The sequence below is a fragment of the Stenotrophomonas sp. GL_111 genome, assembly GCF_057835245.1.
This window is the reverse complement of sequence record NZ_CM174421.1, coordinates 2656347-2673428: the sequence shown is the minus strand read 5'-3', so window position 1 is coordinate 2673428 and position 17082 is coordinate 2656347. Positions and strand designations below refer to the sequence as shown.

Below are 17082 nucleotides of genomic sequence, written 5' to 3'. Positions count from 1 at the left end.
TGGACTATACCGTCCAGTTCAGAATTGGAGAAGTCTTGTGTTCTGTTGGTTTTTGATCGCCAACATCAAGTTGCCACAGCATTGGCCGATGCTTCGCTGCGGGCATGTCCGACATCACGCTCCATACATCACCGAATTGACCGGGCCGATGTAAACGGCACCCAACCCGATTGCGCTTATTCCGTCCTGCAGCAAGGTATTTTTGTGCGGTAGGCCTACAATTTCATTTTCCCAACTGGGCAACACGCACCGCTCTGCCATGAAACCGCAAAAACCAGCAGCCAAGACCGTGAAAAACAAATCCAAACCAGCCGATACGCAGACTGTTTCGCCAGTGGGCTTCTCGCTGGAGCCGGTGTACACGGCCTTGCGCAAGCGCTACCCGGCGGCCGGGCAGGCCGAGGCAGTGGCTTTTGCCGCCGACTTCTACAAGCGCATGGAGGCGGACGAGTTCCCGCACCACACCGCTGAGGAGTGGGCCGCACTGGCGGCGGACACGCTTGAATTCGCGCGTGTACGCAAGTCCGGCAAGGCCAATGTGCGCGTGTTCAACCCGACGCTGAAGAGCAACGGTTGGGAATCGCCGCACACCGTGCTGCAGATCGTCAACGACGACATGCCGTTCCTGGTCGATACGGTGACCATGGCGCTGGCCGAGCATGGCATTGGCGTGCATGTGCTGGGTCACCCGGTGATCCGCTTCACCCGCGACAAGGCCGGCAAGCTCGGCAAGGTCAGCGAAGGCACCGCCGAATCGGTGATGCTGATGGAGATCGACCGCCAGCCGGCCGAATCCATGGCCGACATCGAAAAGGCCATCGGCAAGGCGCTGGACGAGGTGCGTGCGATCGTGCGCGACTGGGACGCCATGCGCAGCAAGGCGCTGGCCCTGGCCGACGACCTCGGCACCCGGCAGCTGCCGGTGGATGCCGCCTCGCGCAGCGAAGCGCAGGAATTCCTGCGTTGGGCCGCTGAAAACCACTTCACGTTCTTCGGTTACCGCGAGTACCGCGTCGAGAAGCAGGGCAAGGAAGACGTGCTGGCCCCGCTCAACGACACCGGCCTGGGCCTGATGGCCGGCAAGGACAAGTCGGCTGCGCGCCCGGTCAAGACGCTGGCCGCGCAGGGCCTCAACGCCACCACCGGGTTGAAGGACGCACTGATCCTGACCAAGACCAATGCCCGTTCGCGCGTGCATCGCTCCGGTTACATGGACTACATCGGCGTGCTGGAATTCGACGCCAAGGGCAAGATCATCGGCGAGCAGCGCTTCCTGGGCCTGTTCACCTCCAGCGCCTACAACCGCCGCCCGTGGGAGATCCCGCTGGTGCGCCAGCGCCACGAATACGTGATGGCGCAGTCTGGCCTGGCACCGAGCAGCCACAGCGGCAAGGCCCTCCGCCACATCCTGGAAACCCTGCCGCGCGAAGAGCTGTTCCAGTCCAGCGAGGACGAACTGTTCCGCACCGCCATGGGCGTGCTTGGCCTGCAGGAGCGCGTGCGCAGCCGCCTGTTCCTGCGCCGCGACAAGTACAGCCGCTTCATCTCCGCGCTTGTCTACCTGCCGCGCGAACGCTTCAACACCGATGTGCGCCTGCGCATCGAAGCCATGCTCAAGGACGCCCTGCAGGGCGAGTACGTGGACAGCTCGGTGGTGCTCGGTGAGTCGCCGCTGGCCCAGGTGCACCTGATCGTGCGTCCGAAGGCCGGGCAGACCCTGGAAGTGGACACCAGCGCGCTGGAACAGAAGCTGGCCCAGGTGCTGCGCAACTGGCAGGATGACCTGCGCGAAGCGCTGGTTGCCCGCCACGGTGAAAGCGAAGGCCTGCGCATCGCCGCCCGTATCGGCAAGGCATTGCCGGCCGGTTACATCGAAGACTCCAGCACCGAGATCGCCGCCAACGACGTCAGCCAGCTCGATGCGCTGACCGGCCCGGACGATCTGCGCTTGAGCCTGCAGGCCGTGCAGCGCGAAGGCGGTGATGGCCTGCGCCTGAAGCTGTACCGCCAGCTCGATGACATCCCGTTGTCGGACGCGCTGCCGATGATGGAAAACATGGGCCTGCGCGTGATCGCCGAGCGTCCGTACCGCCTCACGGTGGACAACGCGCCGGTGTACGTGCAGGACTTCGAAGTGGAATCGGTGGCCGGTGCGATCGATGCGCCGAGCGTGGATGCCGCCTTTGGCGAAACCTTCGCCCGCGTGTGGCACGGCGATGCCGAGAACGATGGCTTCAACCGCCTGGTGCTGGCCGCTGGCCTGCATTGGCGCCAGGTCGCCATGTTGCGTGGCTACTGCAAGTACCTGCTGCAGACCGGCGTGCCGTTCTCGCAGGCCTACGTGGAAGGCACTTTCACTCGTTACCCGCTGCTGGCCCGCCTGCTGGTGGAACTGTTCGAAGCCCGCTTCGACCCGGCCACCGGGCATGAAAGCAAGGACGCCATCGCCGAGGGCCAGGCCCAGCTGCGCACGCACCTGACCGTGCTTGCCGGCGGCGACGAGGCCACCTTGAAGGTGCTCAAGACCGTGGTCGACGCCCGCAAGGGCGACCGCTCGGTGCAGATGGATGCCGCGCGCGATGCGTTGCTCAAGCTGATGGACCGCGTGTCCAGCCTGGACGAGGACCGCATCCTGCGCTCCTTCATGGGCGTGATCGACGCGACCCTGCGGACCAGCTACTACCAGACCGATGCGCAGGGCCAGCACGGCCATGTCATCAGCTTCAAGTTCGATTCGGCGTTGGTGCCGGACCTGCCCAAGCCGCGCCCGTACCGCGAAATCTTCGTGTACGGCCCGCGCGTGGAAGGTACCCACCTGCGCTTCGGTGCGGTGGCCCGTGGTGGCCTGCGCTGGTCGGACCGTCGCGAAGACTTCCGTACCGAAGTACTGGGCCTGGTCAAGGCACAGATGGTCAAGAACACCGTCATCGTGCCGGTCGGTGCGAAGGGCGGCTTCTTCGCCAAGACCCCGCCGGTGAACGGCGACCGTGATGCGGTGTTCGCCAACGGCGTGGCCTGCTACAAGCTGTTCATCCAGGGCCTGCTGGACATCACCGACAACATCGTCAACAACAAGATCGTGCACCCGGTGGACGTGGTCCGCCACGACATGGACGACCCGTACCTGGTGGTGGCGGCCGACAAGGGCACCGCGACCTTCTCCGACATCGCCAACGGCCTGGCCATCGCGCACGGCTTCTGGATGGGCGATGCCTTCGCCTCCGGTGGTTCGGTGGGTTACGACCACAAGGGCATGGGCATCACCGCACGCGGCGCGTGGGAGTCGGTCAAGCGCCACTTCCGCGCCCTGGGCCGTGACAGCCAGAGCCAGGACTTCACCACGGTGGGTGTCGGCGACATGTCCGGCGACGTGTTCGGCAACGGCATGCTGCTGTCGCGCCACATCCGCCTGGTCGCTGCGTTCGACCACCGCCACATCTTCCTGGACCCGAACCCGGATGCGGCCACCACGTTCGTCGAACGTGAGCGTCTGTTCACCGTGCCGCGTTCGAGCTGGGCCGACTACGATGCCAAGCTGATCAGCAAGGGCGGCGGGATCTTCCCGCGCTCGCTGAAGTCCATCGAGCTGACGCCGCAGGTGCGTGAGGTGCTGGGCCTGGACGAGAGCGTCAAGGCGCTGTCGCCGAACGACCTGATGAGCGCCATCCTCAAGGCCCCGGTGGACCTGCTGTGGAACGGCGGCATCGGTACCTACGTCAAGGCGTCCACCGAACAGCACAGCGATGTCGGCGACCGCGCCAACAACGCGCTGCGCGTCAACGGTGGTGAGCTGCGCTGCAAGGTGGTGGGCGAGGGCGGCAACCTGGGCATGACCCAGCTGGGCCGCATCGAAGCCGCCCAGGCCGGCGTGCTGCTCAACACCGACTTCATCGACAACTCGGCCGGTGTGGACACCTCCGACCACGAAGTCAACATCAAGATCCTGCTCAACGATGTGGTGCGGGCCAAGAAGCTGACCGTCGAGCAGCGCAACAAGCTGCTGGCTTCGATGACCGATGAGGTCGCCGAGCTGGTGCTCAACGACAACTACCGCCAGAACCAGGCGCTGAGCCTGATGGAGCGGATGGCGGTCAAGCGCCTGGGGTCCAAGCAGCACTTCATCCGCACGCTGGAGCAGCAGGGCCTGCTCGATCGCCAGATCGAGTTCCTGCCCTCCGATGCGGAGCTGTCCGCACGCAAGGCGCGTGGCCAGGGCCTGACCCGTCCGGAACTGTCGGTGCTGTTGTCCTATTCCAAGCTGGTGGCCTTCCAGCAGCTGCTGGAATCGGACATCCCGGAAGATCCGTACCTGTCCAAGGAACTGCAGCGCTACTTCCCGACGCCGTTGCAGAAGAAGTACGCCGATGCGATGGAGCGTCACCGCCTGAAGCGCGAAATCATCGCCACGGCCGTGACCAACCAGACCATCAACCGCATGGGCGCCACCTTCCTGATGCGCATGCAGGAAGACACCGGCCGCACCGTGGCCGAGGTTGCCAAGGCCTACACGATCAGCCGTGAAACGCTGGACGCGCGTGCCCTGTGGGCGCAGATCGATGCGCTCGACGGCACCCTGCCGGAGTCGGTGCAGATCGATGCGCTGGAAGTGATCTGGAAGCTGCAGCGCTCGTTCGTGCGTTGGCTGCTGTCGCGCCCGGGCGTGATGCCGGGCATCACCGAAGCGGTCAACCGCTACCAGGCCGCCTTCAACGACATCCGTGTCGCTTCGGGTGTGCTGTCGGACCTGCAGCGCCCGGCCTACGAGGCCAGCGTGCAGGAGTGGAAGGACAAGGGCCTGCCGCCGGCGTTGTCGCAGCAGCTCTCGGAACTGCAGTTCCTGGAGCCGGCGTTCGACATCATCGAACTGGCGCGTACCCGCAAGCTCAAGCCGGTGGACGTGTCCAAGGTCCACTTCCGCCTGGGCGATGCCCTGCAGCTGCCGTGGCTGTTCGAGCAGATCGACGCGCTGGAGGTCAATGGCCGCTGGCACGCGGTGGCACGTGGCGTGCTGCGCGACGAGCTGGCTGCGCACCAGCGCAACCTGGCCGCGCAGGTGCTGTCGATGAAGGGCGCGACGGCCGAAGCCAAGGTCGCTGCCTGGATCGGTCGCGATGACAGCAGCCTGCGCTTCACCCTGTCGATGCTGCAGGAGCTGGCCGAGCAGAAGACGCTCGACTACCCGACGGTATCGGTGGCAGTGCAGCGTCTGGGCCAGCTGGCCGCGCACGGTGCGTAAGCGGTAACACCGGGCACCGCCCGGTTGATCCATCCAGAACGGCCCCGCCTCGGCGGGGCCGTTTTGTTTCCGGCACGACCGGGTATGCTCTTGCCGGTAGACCCCACCCGGATGCATCGATGAGCGACACTCCCCGTATCGCCTTCCTGGCCAGCACCACCGAAGCCGCGCAGGCGGCGCTGGCCCAGATGGTGGCCCGCTATGGCGCCTGCACGCCCGAGCAGGCCGAGGTGCTGTGCCCGCTGGGCGGCGATGGTTTCCTGCTGCAGACCCTGCACCGCTACGGCGCGCTGGGCAAACCGGTGTTCGGCATGAAGCTGGGGACGGTCGGCTTTCTGATGAACCAGTTCCGTGACGACGACCTGCCCGCGCGGCTGGCCGCGGCCGAGCCGGCCCACCTGCGGCCGCTGGAGATGCTGGCGCTGACCGAATCGGGCACCACCACCGGCTCGCTGGCCTACAACGACGTCTCGCTGCTGCGCCAGACCCGCCAGGCCGCGCACATCGGCATCGATCTGAACGGCCAGGAGCGCGTGGCCGAGCTGATCGGCGATGGCGTGCTGGTCGCCACCCCGGCCGGCAGCACCGCTTACAACTATTCCGCGCACGGCCCGATCCTGCCGCTGGGCTCGCACACCATCGCCCTGACCCCGCTGGCCCCGTACCGGCCACGGCGCTGGCGCGGGGCGATCCTCAAGGCCGATACCGAAGTGCGCTTCCGCGTGCTGGACCCGTACAAGCGCCCGGTCAGCGTGACCGCCGATTCGCACGAAACCCGCGACGTGGTCGAGGTGACCATCCGCGAATCACGCGAGCGCCGGGTGACGATGCTGTTCGATCCGGAGCACAACCTGGAAGACCGCATCCTCAGCGAGCAGTTCATGTTCTGAGGCGGCATCGCGGCTTGGGCCGCGCGCTGTGGGACAATGCGTGGCCGGCCGCTGCGGCCGCACTGGATGCCAGACCGCCATGGGCGACAACACCCCCCGCTTGCTCACCGTTGCGGTGACCTCACGAGCCCTGTTCGACCTGGAAGAGGGCCATGCCCTGTTCGAGGCCGAAGGCGTGGACGCCTATGCCGAGTACCAGCGCAAGCACGAAGACGATGTGCTGCGGCCTGGCGTGGCCTTCCCGGTGGTGCGCAAGCTGCTCGCGCTCAACCAGGGCCAGTCGCCGGAGTCGCCTCGGGTGGAGGTGATCCTGCTGTCGCGCAACTCGGCCGATACCGGCCTGCGCATCTTCAATTCGATCCAGCACTACGGGCTGGGCATCATCCGCGCTACGTTCACTGCCGGTGAGCCGACCTGGCCCTACGTGAAGCCGTTCGGCACCGACCTGTTCCTGTCGGCCAATCCGGAGTCGGTGCGGCGCGCGTTGGCCCATGGCATCGCGGCGGCCACCATCCTGCCCAAGCCGCCGGGCGAGACCATTGCCGCGGCCGAGCAGGTTGACCTGGGGCACCCGGCCGGGCAGCTGCGCATCGCCTTCGATGGTGATGCGGTGATCTTCGGCGATGAGAGTGAGCGCATTTCGCGCGAGCAGGGCGTGGAAGCCTTTGGCCGCCACGAACGCGAGAACGCACGCGAGCCGCTCAGCGGGGGCCCCTTCCGCAACTTCCTGTCGGCGCTGCACACCCTGCAGGCGGTGTTCCCGTCCGGCGACGATGCCCCGATCCGCACCGCGCTGGTCACCGCACGCTCGGCCCCTGCGCACGAGCGGGTGATCCGCACCCTGCGCGAATGGGGCGTGCGGCTGGACGAGGCACTGTTCCTCGGTGGGCGCCACAAGGGGCCGTTCCTGGAGGCGTTCCGCGCGGACATCTTCTTCGATGATTCGCAGCACAACATCGACAGCGCCCGCCAGCACCAGAGCGTGGCGGCCGGGCATGTTCCACACGGCGTGGCCAACGACGGCTGAAGCGGGGGCTACTGCGTGCCCAGCGGCAGGCGGATGTCCACCAGTTTCCAGCGCAGGCCGGAGCGCTGCAGCACGAACACCACCGGTTCACCCTGCGGGGTGTGGGTGGTGGCGGTGAACCGCGACAAGGACTCGAAGTGGTGCTCGGCCCCCTGCAGCGGCCGCGGTTTGCGTGGCCCGGCGTAGGTGTCCGGGCTCTCCAGATCATTGCTGGCCCGCTTCCACAGCGTGTGGCCTTCGAGCACGGCGTCGATGCCGGTCGGGGTCACCAGCGCGTCCACGGCGGTACCGCTCAGGCGCTGGCTGGCCGACAGCAGCAGGGCGCCGATCAGGTTGGATTGCACGTCCGGCCCCGCGCGACGCACCACATAGTCGTCCAGTTGCGCGCGCAGGTTGGCGCGCAGCATCGGGAAGTCCACGTAGCGGTCGAGCTTGGCGGTGTCACGCGTCTCGATCGCCTGTGCCAGGCCGCGCACGGTCAGATACGGGCCGCTGGCCCAGGCCGCGACCAGCAACAGCAGCACGCCAAGCAGCAACCAGGGCAGTTTTTTCATTCGGGCCATCATCCAGCGGTGTGATCCAGCTTGCCGCAGCGGGGGTCATGCCGCGTGAAGGTCGGTATGCCCCGGCTCAGCACACGCTCAGAATTCCAGGTCCAGCGCCGCGCACAGGTAGTCCACGAACGGCCCCAAGGTGGTCAGGTCCGCCGCCAGCGTCTGGCGCAGGCGCGGGCCGGTCATGGTGGCGTCGTCCAGCGGGCGCGAGAACACCCAGTTGCGGTGCTTGAGGTCGTCGATGAACTCGAAGTCCGGCTCGAAACCGCGCGGTGCGCGCACCAGCTTCTCGCTTTCCTCGGCGTCGAATTTCTTGCGCAGCACCGGCGAGTGCGCGGCGGCCTTCCAGCTGCCCGGATTGTCCACGATGAAGTGGCGCACCTTGCGCTGCGTGGCCGGTTCGGGGTGCCACAGGCCGGCCCCGACGAAACTGGCACCGGGTTGCAGGTGGATGTAGAACGACGGCGCCGGCACCTGTTTGCGGCGCTCATGGAACAACCGCGCGCCCTGCCAGTTCTTGTAGGGCGACTTGTCGTTGGAGAAGCGTGCGTCGCGGTAGATGCGGAACAGCGAGCCGCCGACGCTGCGCGGGTCGGCACGGAACTGCGTGCTGACCGTGGCCAGGTCCGGCTGCAGGTCGGTGAGCAGGCGCAGGAACGGCTGCCGCACATGTTCTTCGTACTGCGGCTTGTGTTCGTTGAACCAGGTCTTGTCGTTGTTGCGGGCCAGGCCGCGCAGGAAGGTGAAGCTCTTCGGGCTGAAGTAACTGCTCACAGGCTCTGCTCCAGGTGGGTGCCCCAGTCGCGCAGCCGCTGCAGCAGGGCCAGTCGGTCGGGGTCTTCGGCGTGTTCGGTGCTCAGCGCGTCGAGCTGGGCGCGGTACTCGGGCAGGGTCTGCTCGCCGAGTCTGGACGCGCCCAGCAGGCGCTCGCGGCGGTAGTCGTTCCAGCGCTGGCGTTCGCTCGCGTCCAGCGTGTCCAGATAATTGCGCGCACGGTAGCGGAACAGCAGTTCGGGCATGCGCGGATCGCGCAGGCGCTCGGCGAAACCGGCCAGGTCCTGCGGCGGGCTGGTGCGGATGCGGGTCATCAGCGCCTTGTCGCCGTCGGCCAGGAAGCCGTCGTACAGCGATGCATCGACATCGTTGACGCTGGGCGTGCGTTCACCGCCGAACACCTGGCGGACCTTCTCGGCCAGGGCGGGGCCAAGTTCACGCAGGCGCGCGGCCTTGGCTTCGATCGCGGCCACGTCCAGCCCCAGGCGCGCGTGGTCGTCTGCGCGCAGATGGTTCCAGGCCACTAGTGCCGGCACCTTGTTCAGATGCACTTCCTTCAGCGGCACGCGTTGTTCACCCTCGGCCAGGTCGGCGGCACGGGTGTACAGGCGCGCGGCGATGGTCTCGGCGGGCAGGGCCAGCAGCGCATCGATGTCGCCGTCCAGGTCGAGCACGATGATGCGGTTGTTGATGTACGGATGCCGGGCCAGCGGCAGCACCGGGGCCGCGCACAGGCGCTGGGCCGGGTAGCGCATCGAAATGTGCAGCACCGGCTGCATCGCCTCCACGTCGAGCAGGCTGCCGACGAAGCGCTTGTCGCGCAGCTTCAGCGCGTAGTCCCACAGCCGCGGCTGGGCCTGCTTGAACAGGCGCGCGATGCCGATGGTGGCATGCACGTCGGACAGCGCTTCGTGGGCGTCGCCCTGGCGGACGTGGTTGGCCGTGGCCAGATGCTCGAGCTTGAACGACGTGGCGCCGTCCTCACGCTGCGGCCAGATCACGCCGTCCGGGCGTAGTGCATGCAGCAGCCGCATCATGTCCAGCAGGTCCCAGCGCGAGTTGCCGTTGCGCCATTCGCGCTCGTAGGGATCGTAGAAGTTGCGGAACAACCCGTGGCGCACGAATTCGTCATCGAAACGCAGCGTGTTGTAGCCCAGCGCGCAGGTGCCGGGCTGCGCCATCAGGTCGTTGATGCGCGCGAATGCCTCGGCCTCGTTGACGCCCTCGGTGAGCGCATGCTGCGGGGTGATGCCGGTGATCAGGGTGGCGATCGGCGAGGGCAGCAGGTCGTCGGCGGGCTTGACGTAGAAGCTGACCGGCGCGTCGACGATGTTCAGGTCGGCATCGGTGCGGATCGCGGCGAACTGCGCCACGCGGGTGCGGCGCGGGTCCTGGCCGAAGGTCTCCAGGTCGTAGAACAGGAAGCTGTCGGCCATCAGTGCGCACCCTCCAGCACCGGCAGTTGCGCATGCACGATGCGCTCCAGTGCGTTCCAGTCGATATGGGCCAGGCTGTCGTGGCCGGCGGTGGCGTCTTCGAGGATGCGCCGTTGCAGTTCGGTGCGCTGCAGGGCCACCGCGTAGGGCGTGTGCAGGAAGGTCACCATGGTGTAGTGCGGTACGAAGCGGGTCGGCCAGCGTGCCTGCAGCGCCTGTTCCAGCTCACGCTGCAGCAGGAAGGCCGGGTCGGCGACGCGGTCGCGCATCTCCTGGTAGTTCTCCAGCGCCATCTGCTGGATCGCTTCGGCATTGGGCTTGCGGTCGTGCTCGAAGGCAGCGAAGGCGTTGGCCAGCGTGTCCTGTTCGCCCAGGTGTGCGGCCAGTGCCACGCAGTCCTCGAAGGCGCAGTTCATGCCCTGGCCGTGGAACGGCACCATCGCGTGGGCGGCATCGCCGAGCAGCACCGCGCGGCCCTGCAGGTGCCAGTGCTTGAGGTGCAGCGTGCCGAGCAGGCCCGGCGGATGCTCTTCCCAGTCGCGGCGCAGGTTCGGGATCAGCGCCAGCGCATCGGGGAAATCGCGTGCGAACAGCGCTTCGGCTTCGGCACCGCTGGAGGTGGTGGCGAAGCTGGGGTCGCCTTCGTTGGGCAGGAACAGGGTGACGGTGAAGGTGCCTTCGTCGTTGGGCAGCGCAATGCACATGTAGTGGCCGCGCGGCCAGATGTGCAGGGCATTGGCTTCGATGCGGAAGCCGCCGTCGGCGGTCGGTGGGATCTCCAGCTCCTTGTAGGAGTGGTCGAGGAAGTCGATGCGCTCCTCCAGCGGCTGCTTGCGGTTCATCGCCGCGCGCAGCGCCGAGCCGGCGCCGTCGGCCCCGATCAGGGTATCGAAGCGGATGTCGTGCGGCTGGTCGTCGCGGTCATCGATGAAGCGCGCGTAGCCGGCATCGAAGTCCACGGTGTGCAGGCGGCGGTGGAAGTGCACCTGCGCGCCGGCATCCTCGGCCAGTTGCAGCAGGGTGGTGTTGAGGTCCTTGCGGTGGATCGACCAGATCACTTCGCTGTCATCGCGCCCATAGCGCTGCAGCTGCGGTTCGCCCTGGCGCGGATGCACCATGCGCCCGCGCATCATCACCGCCTTGGCCATCACCGCGTCTTCCACACCGGCCTGACGCAGCGCGTTGCGGCCGCGTTCGGCCAATGCCAGGTTGATCGAGCGGCCGGACTCGTAGTCGCTGATGCGCGGATCGCCGCGGCGTTCGTACAGGGTGATGCGCCAGCCCTGGCGCGACAGCAGGATGGCCAGCAATGAACCGGCCAGGCCAGCGCCGATGATGCTCAGGGAGCGGGAAGAGGGTGCGATCAAGACGGTGTCCGTGGGGGCGGGGAGGGCAGGCTTAGAGGCCGGCCCAGGCTTCCACTTCTTCGACGAAGTGGTGCAGGTCCAGGTAGCGGTTGTAGAGCGGGGTGGGCGAGATGCGGATGACGTCCGGTTCGCGCCAGTCGCCGAGCACGCCCACGGTCTGCAGGTACTCGAACAGGCTGCGGCCGCGTTCGCGTCCGCCGGCCACGCGCAGCGAAAGCTGGCAGCCGCGGCGTTCGGGCTCGCTGGGGGTCAGCACGGTGAGCACGCTGGGCAGGCGCGCGCGGACAAGCGCATCGAGCATGCCGGTCAGTCGCAGCGACTTGCTGCGCAGGGCGGCGATGCCACCGGCCTTGTCGACCACGTCGAGCGCGGCGCGCAGCGGGGCCAGGCCGAGCACCGGCGGATTGCTCAGCTGCCAGCCTTCGGCGCCGGCGGCGGGCACGAACTGCGGGGCCATCTTGAAGCGGGTGGCTTCCTCATGACCCCACCAGCCGGCAAAGCGCGGCAGCGTGCTGTCGCGGTGGTGGCGTTCGTGCACGAAGCAGCCGGCGACGGCGCCGGGGCCCGCGTTGAGGTACTTGTAGTGGCACCACACGGCGAAGTCGGGGGCGATGTCGTGCAGCTGCAGCGGCACGTTGCCGACCGAGTGGGCCAGGTCGAAGCCGACGCGGGCACCCTGCAGGCGCGCCATGCGGGTGATGGCGTCGAGGTCGAAGACCTGGCCGCTGCGGTACTGCACGCCGGGCCACAGCACCAGGGCCAGGCGCGGGCCATGGGTCATGATGGCCTGTTCGATGGCCTGCAGGGAGATCGTGCCGTTGGCTTCGTCGGGCTGTACTTCGACGAGGCAGGTGTCCGGGTCGAACCCATGGAAACGGATCTGCGATTCGACGGCATGGCGGTCGGTGGGGAAGGCGCCGGCCTCCATGAGGATCACCGGGCGCTCTGCACTGGGCCGGTAGAAGCTGACCATCATCAGGTGCAGGTTGACGCTCAGGGTGTTCATGGCGACCACTTCGCTGGGCAGGGCGCCGACGACGCGGGCGAGCTGTTCGCTGACCAGGCGGTGGTAGCGCAGCCACTGGGTGTCGCCGGTGAAGTGGCCTTCGACGGCGAGCGACGCCCATTTGTCCATGACCTCCTGGACGGCGGCGCGTGCGCCACGCGGCTGCAGGCCCAGCGAGTTGCCGACGAAGTAGGTCTGGTCACGGTGGTTGTGCTGCGGAAATACGAACTCACTGCGCAGGGCGCGCAGCGGATCGGCAGCGTCCAGGGCAACGGCATGGGTGCGGCTGAGGATCTCGGACATGGTGCAACCGGGCTTGTCTGTGAACGGACAGTTTATCCGGGTGCCGGGGGTGTGGGCTGAATCTGGCGTGGCGCGCAGGCCCTCAGCCTTCCAGCGCCACCGTGCCCGGAATCGGGTCCACGTGTCCGCAGGACGTGCAGGTGCGCAGTTCGATGGCGGCGTGGTAACGGTCGAACACCTTGGGCAGGTCCGTTTCGATGTTCTCCAGCGCGAAATACTCTTCGTACAGCTTGTGGTTGCAGCGCTCACAGAACCACATCAGGCCGTCGCGCTCATGCGCCAGGCGCTTGCGCTCCACCACCAGCCCCACGCCGCCGGGCGGGCGGCGCGGCGAGTGCGGGACCTTGCCCGGCAGCAGGAAGATCTCACCGGCACGGATCGGAATGTCGCGGACCGCGCCATCCTCCTGCACCTTCAGGACCATCTCGCCTTCAAGCTGGTAGAACCACTCCGGGCCCTCATCGTAGTGGTAGTCGGTGCGGCTGTTCGGCCCGCCCACCACCATCACGATGAAGTCGCCGTTCTCGATCATCTTGTTGCCCACCGGCGGCTTCAGCAGGTGCCGGTGTTCCTCGATCCAGGCCAGCAGATTGATGGGGGAGGCGAGCATGGGAGTCAGTCCGTAGAGGGAACGGTCAGTCGCGGCGGCCGCTGCGCGGCACGTAGGACAGCGCCTTTTCGTAGGCCGGCTGCAGGTCTTCCGGGGCGCCGACATCGATGCCCATCTCGCGCACCCGGCCATCGCGCAGGCTGTACACCCAGCCGTGCACCATCAGCTTCTGGCCGCGGGCCCAGGCGTCCTGCACGATGGTGGAGCGGCAGGCATTGACCACCTGCTCGATCACGTTGAGCTCGCACAGGCGCGCGTGCTTGAGTTCCGGATCCTCGATGGCGTCCATGATCCCGGCATGCTTCTGTGCCACATCGCCGACGTGGCGCAGCCAGTTGTCGGCCAGGCCGACGCGGATGTTGTGCAGGCTGGCGTGGACGCCACCGCAGCCGTAGTGGCCCACGATCAGGATGTGCTTCACCTTCAACTGGTCCACCGCGTACTGGATCACGCTCAGGCAATTGAGGTCGGTGTGCACCACCACGTTGGCCACGTTGCGGTGTACGAATACCTCGCCCGGGGCCATGCCGATGATCTGGTTGGCCGGCACGCGCGAGTCCGAACAGCCGATCCACAGGTATTCCGGATTCTGCTGCGTGGCCAGCTGATGGAAGAAGGACGGGTCTTCCTTCTCGATGCGGTCGGCCCAGTCGCGGTTGTTCTGCAGCAGCTTGTGGATGTCTTTCATCGTGACGGTGTTCCTGGCGGAAGGTGGGGGCAGGGCGCGGCGGGCGTGGTCGCGCCATCGCGGCGCCAGCGCATCCACTGCGCCAGTTCACCGGAGGCGGGTGATGCCAGTGCCGACAGCGCGTCGATCACGCTGCGCTGGTTGGCGTCGGGATGGTTCTGGCTGAGCTTGAGCTGGATCTGCACCTGGTCCGGGCGGAAGCGGAAGCCGATGATGCCGTTGAGCATGCGCCGCTGGCGGGGCTCGACCGTCTTGAAATCCCAGTCGCCACCGACCTGCGCCTCGTTGTGTTCGCTAAGCCCGTCCAGCATGGCGATCAATGCCTCTGGGTCGCTGTAGGGCTCCAGCACGCCGCGCAGTTCGGCCGTGGCGTAGTTCCAGGTCGGCACGCGCGCGGCGGCGTCCTTGTCCGGGTACCAGCTGGGTGACACATACCCATGCGGGCCATGCACCAGCACCAGCGCCGGGCCGGCATGGCCGGCCTGCGGATTGGGCTTGGCCCAGTGGCCTTCGATCAGGATGCCGCCGGCATCGCGCCGGTACAGCACCGGCATCAGGGTGACGCGCGGCAGGCCGTCTTCGCCGGTGGTGACCAGGGTGACGAACGCGTCGCGTGCCAGCAGCCGGTCCAGCCAGGCCAGGTCGGTTTCAGCGAAGGTGGAGGGGATGAACATCGCCGCTTACGCGCGCGCGCCCAGACTCTGCACCATGCGGCCGTGCAGGGCATCGTCGCTGTCGCCGTGCGGCGGCTGTACTTCATGCAGCGAGAAACCGCGGATCAGCGCGTCCTCTTCGTCCAGGCCGTCGTAGGCGACGAACTCGGCGTCGAACAGCTGCGAGCGGGCGGTGTCTTCGCTGTCATAGCTCAGCGTGTTGCCATCGCTGTCGAGGACTTCAGCCGTGCCGGCCGGGCGGATCCGCAGGCGTGCCCAGATCAGGGTGTTGCCCAGGCTGGCAAGGAACCACTCGTCGCGGTGGGAAGTGTTGTCGTTCATGAAATCACCATCGAAAGCAGCCAGAGCAGGGCAGCCATGCCCAGTCCAGCCAACAGGGTCAGCAGCGAAACCCAGGCCGGCGCGGCCAGCCCGGAGAGGCTGCGGTCGGGGGTTTGCCGGTAGTCGCGGATCAGCAGCCAGCGCAGCGCATCCGGGCGCAGGAACGCGCCGCTGCCGAAGCGTTCGGCCAGCGCCGGGTGGCGGTCGCGGATGTGGACCAGGGTCAGCGGCCAGAAGATCACGAAGGCACTGAACCCGGCGATCGCCACGCCGACGAAACACAGCGCGAAGAACAGGGTCATGGGCTCGGTGCCTCCGTGGTCGGGATCAGAATTCGGCGCTGCCCGGGGCGCGCGGGTAGGGGATGGCGTCGCGGATGTTGCTCAGCCCGCACACGTACACCACCAGGCGCTCGAAGCCCAGGCCGAAACCGGCGTGCGGCACCGAACCGTAGCGGCGGAAATCGCGGTACCAGCCGTAGTGCGCCGGGTCCAGGCCGAACTGCGCCATGCGCGCATCCAGCACGTCCAGGCGCTCCTCGCGCTGGCTGCCGCCGATGATCTCGCCGATGCCCGGGGCCAGCACATCCATCGCCGCGACGGTCTTGCCGTCGTCGTTCAGGCGCATGTAAAACGCCTTGATGTGCTCGGGGTAGTTGGTCACCACCACCGGGCGGCCGATGTGTTCCTCGGTCAGCCAGCGCTCGTGCTCGGTCTGCAGGTCCAGGCCCCACTCGACCGGGAAGTCGAACTTCTTGCCCGAGTTCTGCAGCAGCTTCACCGCCTCGGTGTAGTCGATCTGCTCGAACGGCGCGTTGATGAAGGCTTCCAGCTTGGTGATCGCGTTCTTGTCCACGCGCTCGGCCAGGAAGGCCAGGTCGTCGCCGCGCTCATCGAGCACCGCGCGGAACAGGTACTTCAGGAACTGCTCGGCCAGGCGCGCGTCTTCGGCCAGGTCGGCGAAGGCGATTTCCGGCTCGATCATCCAGAACTCCGCCAGGTGGCGGGTGGTGTTGGAGTTTTCGGCGCGGAAGGTCGGGCCGAACGTGTAGACCTTGCTCAGGGCCAGGCAATACGCCTCGACATTGAGCTGGCCGGACACGGTCAGGAAGGTTTCCTTGCCGAAGAAGTCACGGCTGAAATCGACCTCGCCCTTGTCGTTGCGCGGCAGGTTGGCCATGTCCAGGGTCGAGACCCGGAACATCTGGCCGGCGCCTTCGGCATCGGACGTGGTGACGATCGGGGTGCTGATCCAGTTGAACCCGTTCTGGTGGAAGAACCGGTGCACGGCCTGGGACAGGCAGTTGCGGATGCGGGTGACCGCGCCGAACAGGTTGGTGCGCGGGCGCAGGTGGGCCACTTCACGCAGGAACTCCGCGCTCATCGGCTTGGGCTGGATCGGGTAGGTCAGCGGGTCTTCGACCAGGCCGACGATCTCGATGTCGCTGGCCTGGATCTCGAACGACTGGCCCTTGCCCTGGGACTTGACCAGGGTGCCGCGGGCAATCAGCGAGCAGCCCGGGGTCAGCGCCTTGATCGCATCGAAATTGGCCAGCGTGTCATTGACCACCACCTGGATGGGGGCGAAACAGGAGCCATCGGTGACATTGACGAAGGCCAGCGCCGCAGAGCCGCGTACCGTACGAACCCACCCGCGCACTGTTGCCTCGCCGCCTTCCGGGATCTTCCCGGCAAGCGCATGTTCAACGCTGACCACCGTCATGACTTGAATCCTCTGTTGATCGACTCGATCTCTGAACACGGGAGTTTACCGGTTGCAGTGTTCCGCTTGCGAGGCATTTCTCGCCGGCAGGACGCCTATAATGATCACGATCCGCTGGAGTTGCCTGTCATGGCTGTAAGCCTTACCCCCATTGCCTTTGCCCGCGTGCAGAAGTTCGTTGCCCAGACCCCGGGCGCGCTGGGCCTGCGTTTCGGCGTGACCCGTACCGGCTGTTCGGGCTGGGGCCACATCACCGATCTGGCCCGCGATGAGCGCCAGGGCGACACCGTGTTCGAGCAGGACGGGGTGCGCATCTTCGTGGATGCCGACAGCCTGGCCCTGGTGGATGGCACTGAAATCGACTTCGGCAAGCACGGGCTGAGCGAGACGTTCACGTTCAGGAACCCGAACGCCACCGCCGAGTGCGGCTGCGGCGAGAGCTTCACCACCGAGGCCGACAAGGCCTGAATCCGG

General features: G+C 66.9%; 14 protein-coding genes and 1 pseudogene. 4 read left to right on the top strand and 11 right to left on the bottom strand.

From position 1 onward, the window contains the following. Positions 1-340 precede the first annotated feature (340 nt). The 3 genes and pseudogenes from AC3IPM_RS11900 to AC3IPM_RS11890 form a co-directional block, all read left to right on the top strand. A pseudogene (locus tag AC3IPM_RS11900) lies at positions 341-5236 on the top strand (NAD-glutamate dehydrogenase); the annotation flags it as partial. 119 nt (positions 5237-5355) lie between these two features. Beyond that, positions 5356-6126, top strand: a complete 771-nt coding sequence (locus AC3IPM_RS11895; RefSeq protein ID WP_489300050.1) for an NAD kinase — start codon at positions 5356-5358, stop codon at positions 6124-6126. 79 nt (positions 6127-6205) lie between these two features. Next, positions 6206-7153: a 5'-nucleotidase gene (locus tag AC3IPM_RS11890; RefSeq protein ID WP_489300049.1), complete on the top strand. Its 948-nt coding sequence runs from the start codon at positions 6206-6208 to the stop codon at positions 7151-7153. 8 nt (positions 7154-7161) lie between these two features. Here the strand turns inward: AC3IPM_RS11890 and AC3IPM_RS11885 are convergent, their stop codons facing one another. The 11 genes from AC3IPM_RS11885 to asnS form a co-directional block, all read right to left on the bottom strand. Next, complete coding sequence (locus tag AC3IPM_RS11885) at positions 7162-7707, bottom strand: DUF2939 domain-containing protein (RefSeq protein ID WP_489300048.1); 546 nt, start codon at positions 7705-7707, stop codon at positions 7162-7164. Positions 7708-7794: 87 nt separating this feature from the next. After that, positions 7795-8481, bottom strand: a complete 687-nt coding sequence (locus AC3IPM_RS11880) for a DUF2461 domain-containing protein (protein WP_489300047.1) — start codon at positions 8479-8481, stop codon at positions 7795-7797. Then, on the bottom strand, positions 8478-9917 hold the full coding sequence (gene sbcB, locus AC3IPM_RS11875; RefSeq protein ID WP_489300045.1) for an exodeoxyribonuclease I: 1440 nt from the start codon (positions 9915-9917) through the stop codon (positions 8478-8480). The genes AC3IPM_RS11880 and sbcB overlap by 4 nt, the downstream gene beginning before the upstream one ends. Then, entirely contained in the window at positions 9917-11281 is a 1365-nt protein-coding gene (locus AC3IPM_RS11870; protein WP_489304118.1) for an FAD-dependent oxidoreductase, read from the bottom strand. The genes sbcB and AC3IPM_RS11870 overlap by 1 nt, the downstream gene beginning before the upstream one ends. A 34-nt stretch (positions 11282-11315) precedes the next feature. Continuing rightward, complete coding sequence (gene kynU / locus AC3IPM_RS11865) at positions 11316-12593, bottom strand: kynureninase (protein WP_489300044.1); 1278 nt, start codon at positions 12591-12593, stop codon at positions 11316-11318. An 82-nt stretch (positions 12594-12675) separates the two neighbouring features. After that, entirely contained in the window at positions 12676-13203 is a 528-nt protein-coding gene (locus tag AC3IPM_RS11860; RefSeq protein ID WP_489300043.1) for a 3-hydroxyanthranilate 3,4-dioxygenase, read from the bottom strand. A gap of 25 nt (positions 13204-13228) precedes the next feature. Beyond that, positions 13229-13891 (bottom strand): carbonate dehydratase, encoded by a 663-nt coding sequence (gene can / locus AC3IPM_RS11855; RefSeq protein WP_489300042.1) that lies wholly within the window; start codon positions 13889-13891, stop codon positions 13229-13231. Next, on the bottom strand, positions 13888-14565 hold the full coding sequence (locus tag AC3IPM_RS11850; RefSeq protein ID WP_489300041.1) for an FMN-binding negative transcriptional regulator: 678 nt from the start codon (positions 14563-14565) through the stop codon (positions 13888-13890). Before AC3IPM_RS11850 ends, can begins: the two co-directional genes overlap by 4 nt. Positions 14566-14571: 6 nt before the next feature. Beyond that, positions 14572-14886, bottom strand: a complete 315-nt coding sequence (locus AC3IPM_RS11845; RefSeq protein ID WP_489300040.1) for a hypothetical protein — start codon at positions 14884-14886, stop codon at positions 14572-14574. Next, positions 14883-15188, bottom strand: coding sequence for a hypothetical protein (locus AC3IPM_RS11840; protein WP_489300039.1), 306 nt, complete (start codon positions 15186-15188; stop codon positions 14883-14885). The genes AC3IPM_RS11845 and AC3IPM_RS11840 overlap by 4 nt, the downstream gene beginning before the upstream one ends. A gap of 25 nt (positions 15189-15213) precedes the next feature. Beyond that, positions 15214-16608, bottom strand: a complete 1395-nt coding sequence (gene asnS / locus AC3IPM_RS11835; protein ID WP_489300038.1) for an asparagine--tRNA ligase — start codon at positions 16606-16608, stop codon at positions 15214-15216. 129 nt (positions 16609-16737) lie between these two features. Between asnS and AC3IPM_RS11830 the strand changes: the two genes are divergently transcribed. Further along, entirely contained in the window at positions 16738-17076 is a 339-nt protein-coding gene (locus AC3IPM_RS11830) for a HesB/IscA family protein (RefSeq protein WP_489300036.1), read from the top strand. Positions 17077-17082: the final 6 nt, after the last annotated feature.

What these genes read in the sequence shown, in the direction of transcription:
- AC3IPM_RS11895 (WP_489300050.1), top strand. Translation starts at nt 5,356, where the DNA reads ATGAGCGACACTCCCCGTATCGCCTTCCTGGCCAGCACCACCGAAGCC.
- AC3IPM_RS11890 (WP_489300049.1), top strand. Translation starts at nt 6,206, where the DNA reads ATGGGCGACAACACCCCCCGCTTGCTCACCGTTGCGGTGACCTCACGA.
- AC3IPM_RS11885 (WP_489300048.1), bottom strand. Translation starts at nt 7,707, where the DNA reads ATGAAAAAACTGCCCTGGTTGCTGCTTGGCGTGCTGCTGTTGCTGGTC.
- sbcB (WP_489300045.1), bottom strand. Translation starts at nt 9,917, where the DNA reads ATGGCCGACAGCTTCCTGTTCTACGACCTGGAGACCTTCGGCCAGGAC.
- kynU (WP_489300044.1), bottom strand. Translation starts at nt 12,593, where the DNA reads ATGTCCGAGATCCTCAGCCGCACCCATGCCGTTGCCCTGGACGCTGCC.
- AC3IPM_RS11860 (WP_489300043.1), bottom strand. Translation starts at nt 13,203, where the DNA reads ATGCTCGCCTCCCCCATCAATCTGCTGGCCTGGATCGAGGAACACCGG.
- can (WP_489300042.1), bottom strand. Translation starts at nt 13,891, where the DNA reads ATGAAAGACATCCACAAGCTGCTGCAGAACAACCGCGACTGGGCCGAC.
- AC3IPM_RS11850 (WP_489300041.1), bottom strand. Translation starts at nt 14,565, where the DNA reads ATGTTCATCCCCTCCACCTTCGCTGAAACCGACCTGGCCTGGCTGGAC.
- AC3IPM_RS11845 (WP_489300040.1), bottom strand. Translation starts at nt 14,886, where the DNA reads ATGAACGACAACACTTCCCACCGCGACGAGTGGTTCCTTGCCAGCCTG.
- AC3IPM_RS11840 (WP_489300039.1), bottom strand. Translation starts at nt 15,188, where the DNA reads ATGACCCTGTTCTTCGCGCTGTGTTTCGTCGGCGTGGCGATCGCCGGG.
- asnS (WP_489300038.1), bottom strand. Translation starts at nt 16,608, where the DNA reads ATGACGGTGGTCAGCGTTGAACATGCGCTTGCCGGGAAGATCCCGGAA.
- AC3IPM_RS11830 (WP_489300036.1), top strand. Translation starts at nt 16,738, where the DNA reads ATGGCTGTAAGCCTTACCCCCATTGCCTTTGCCCGCGTGCAGAAGTTC.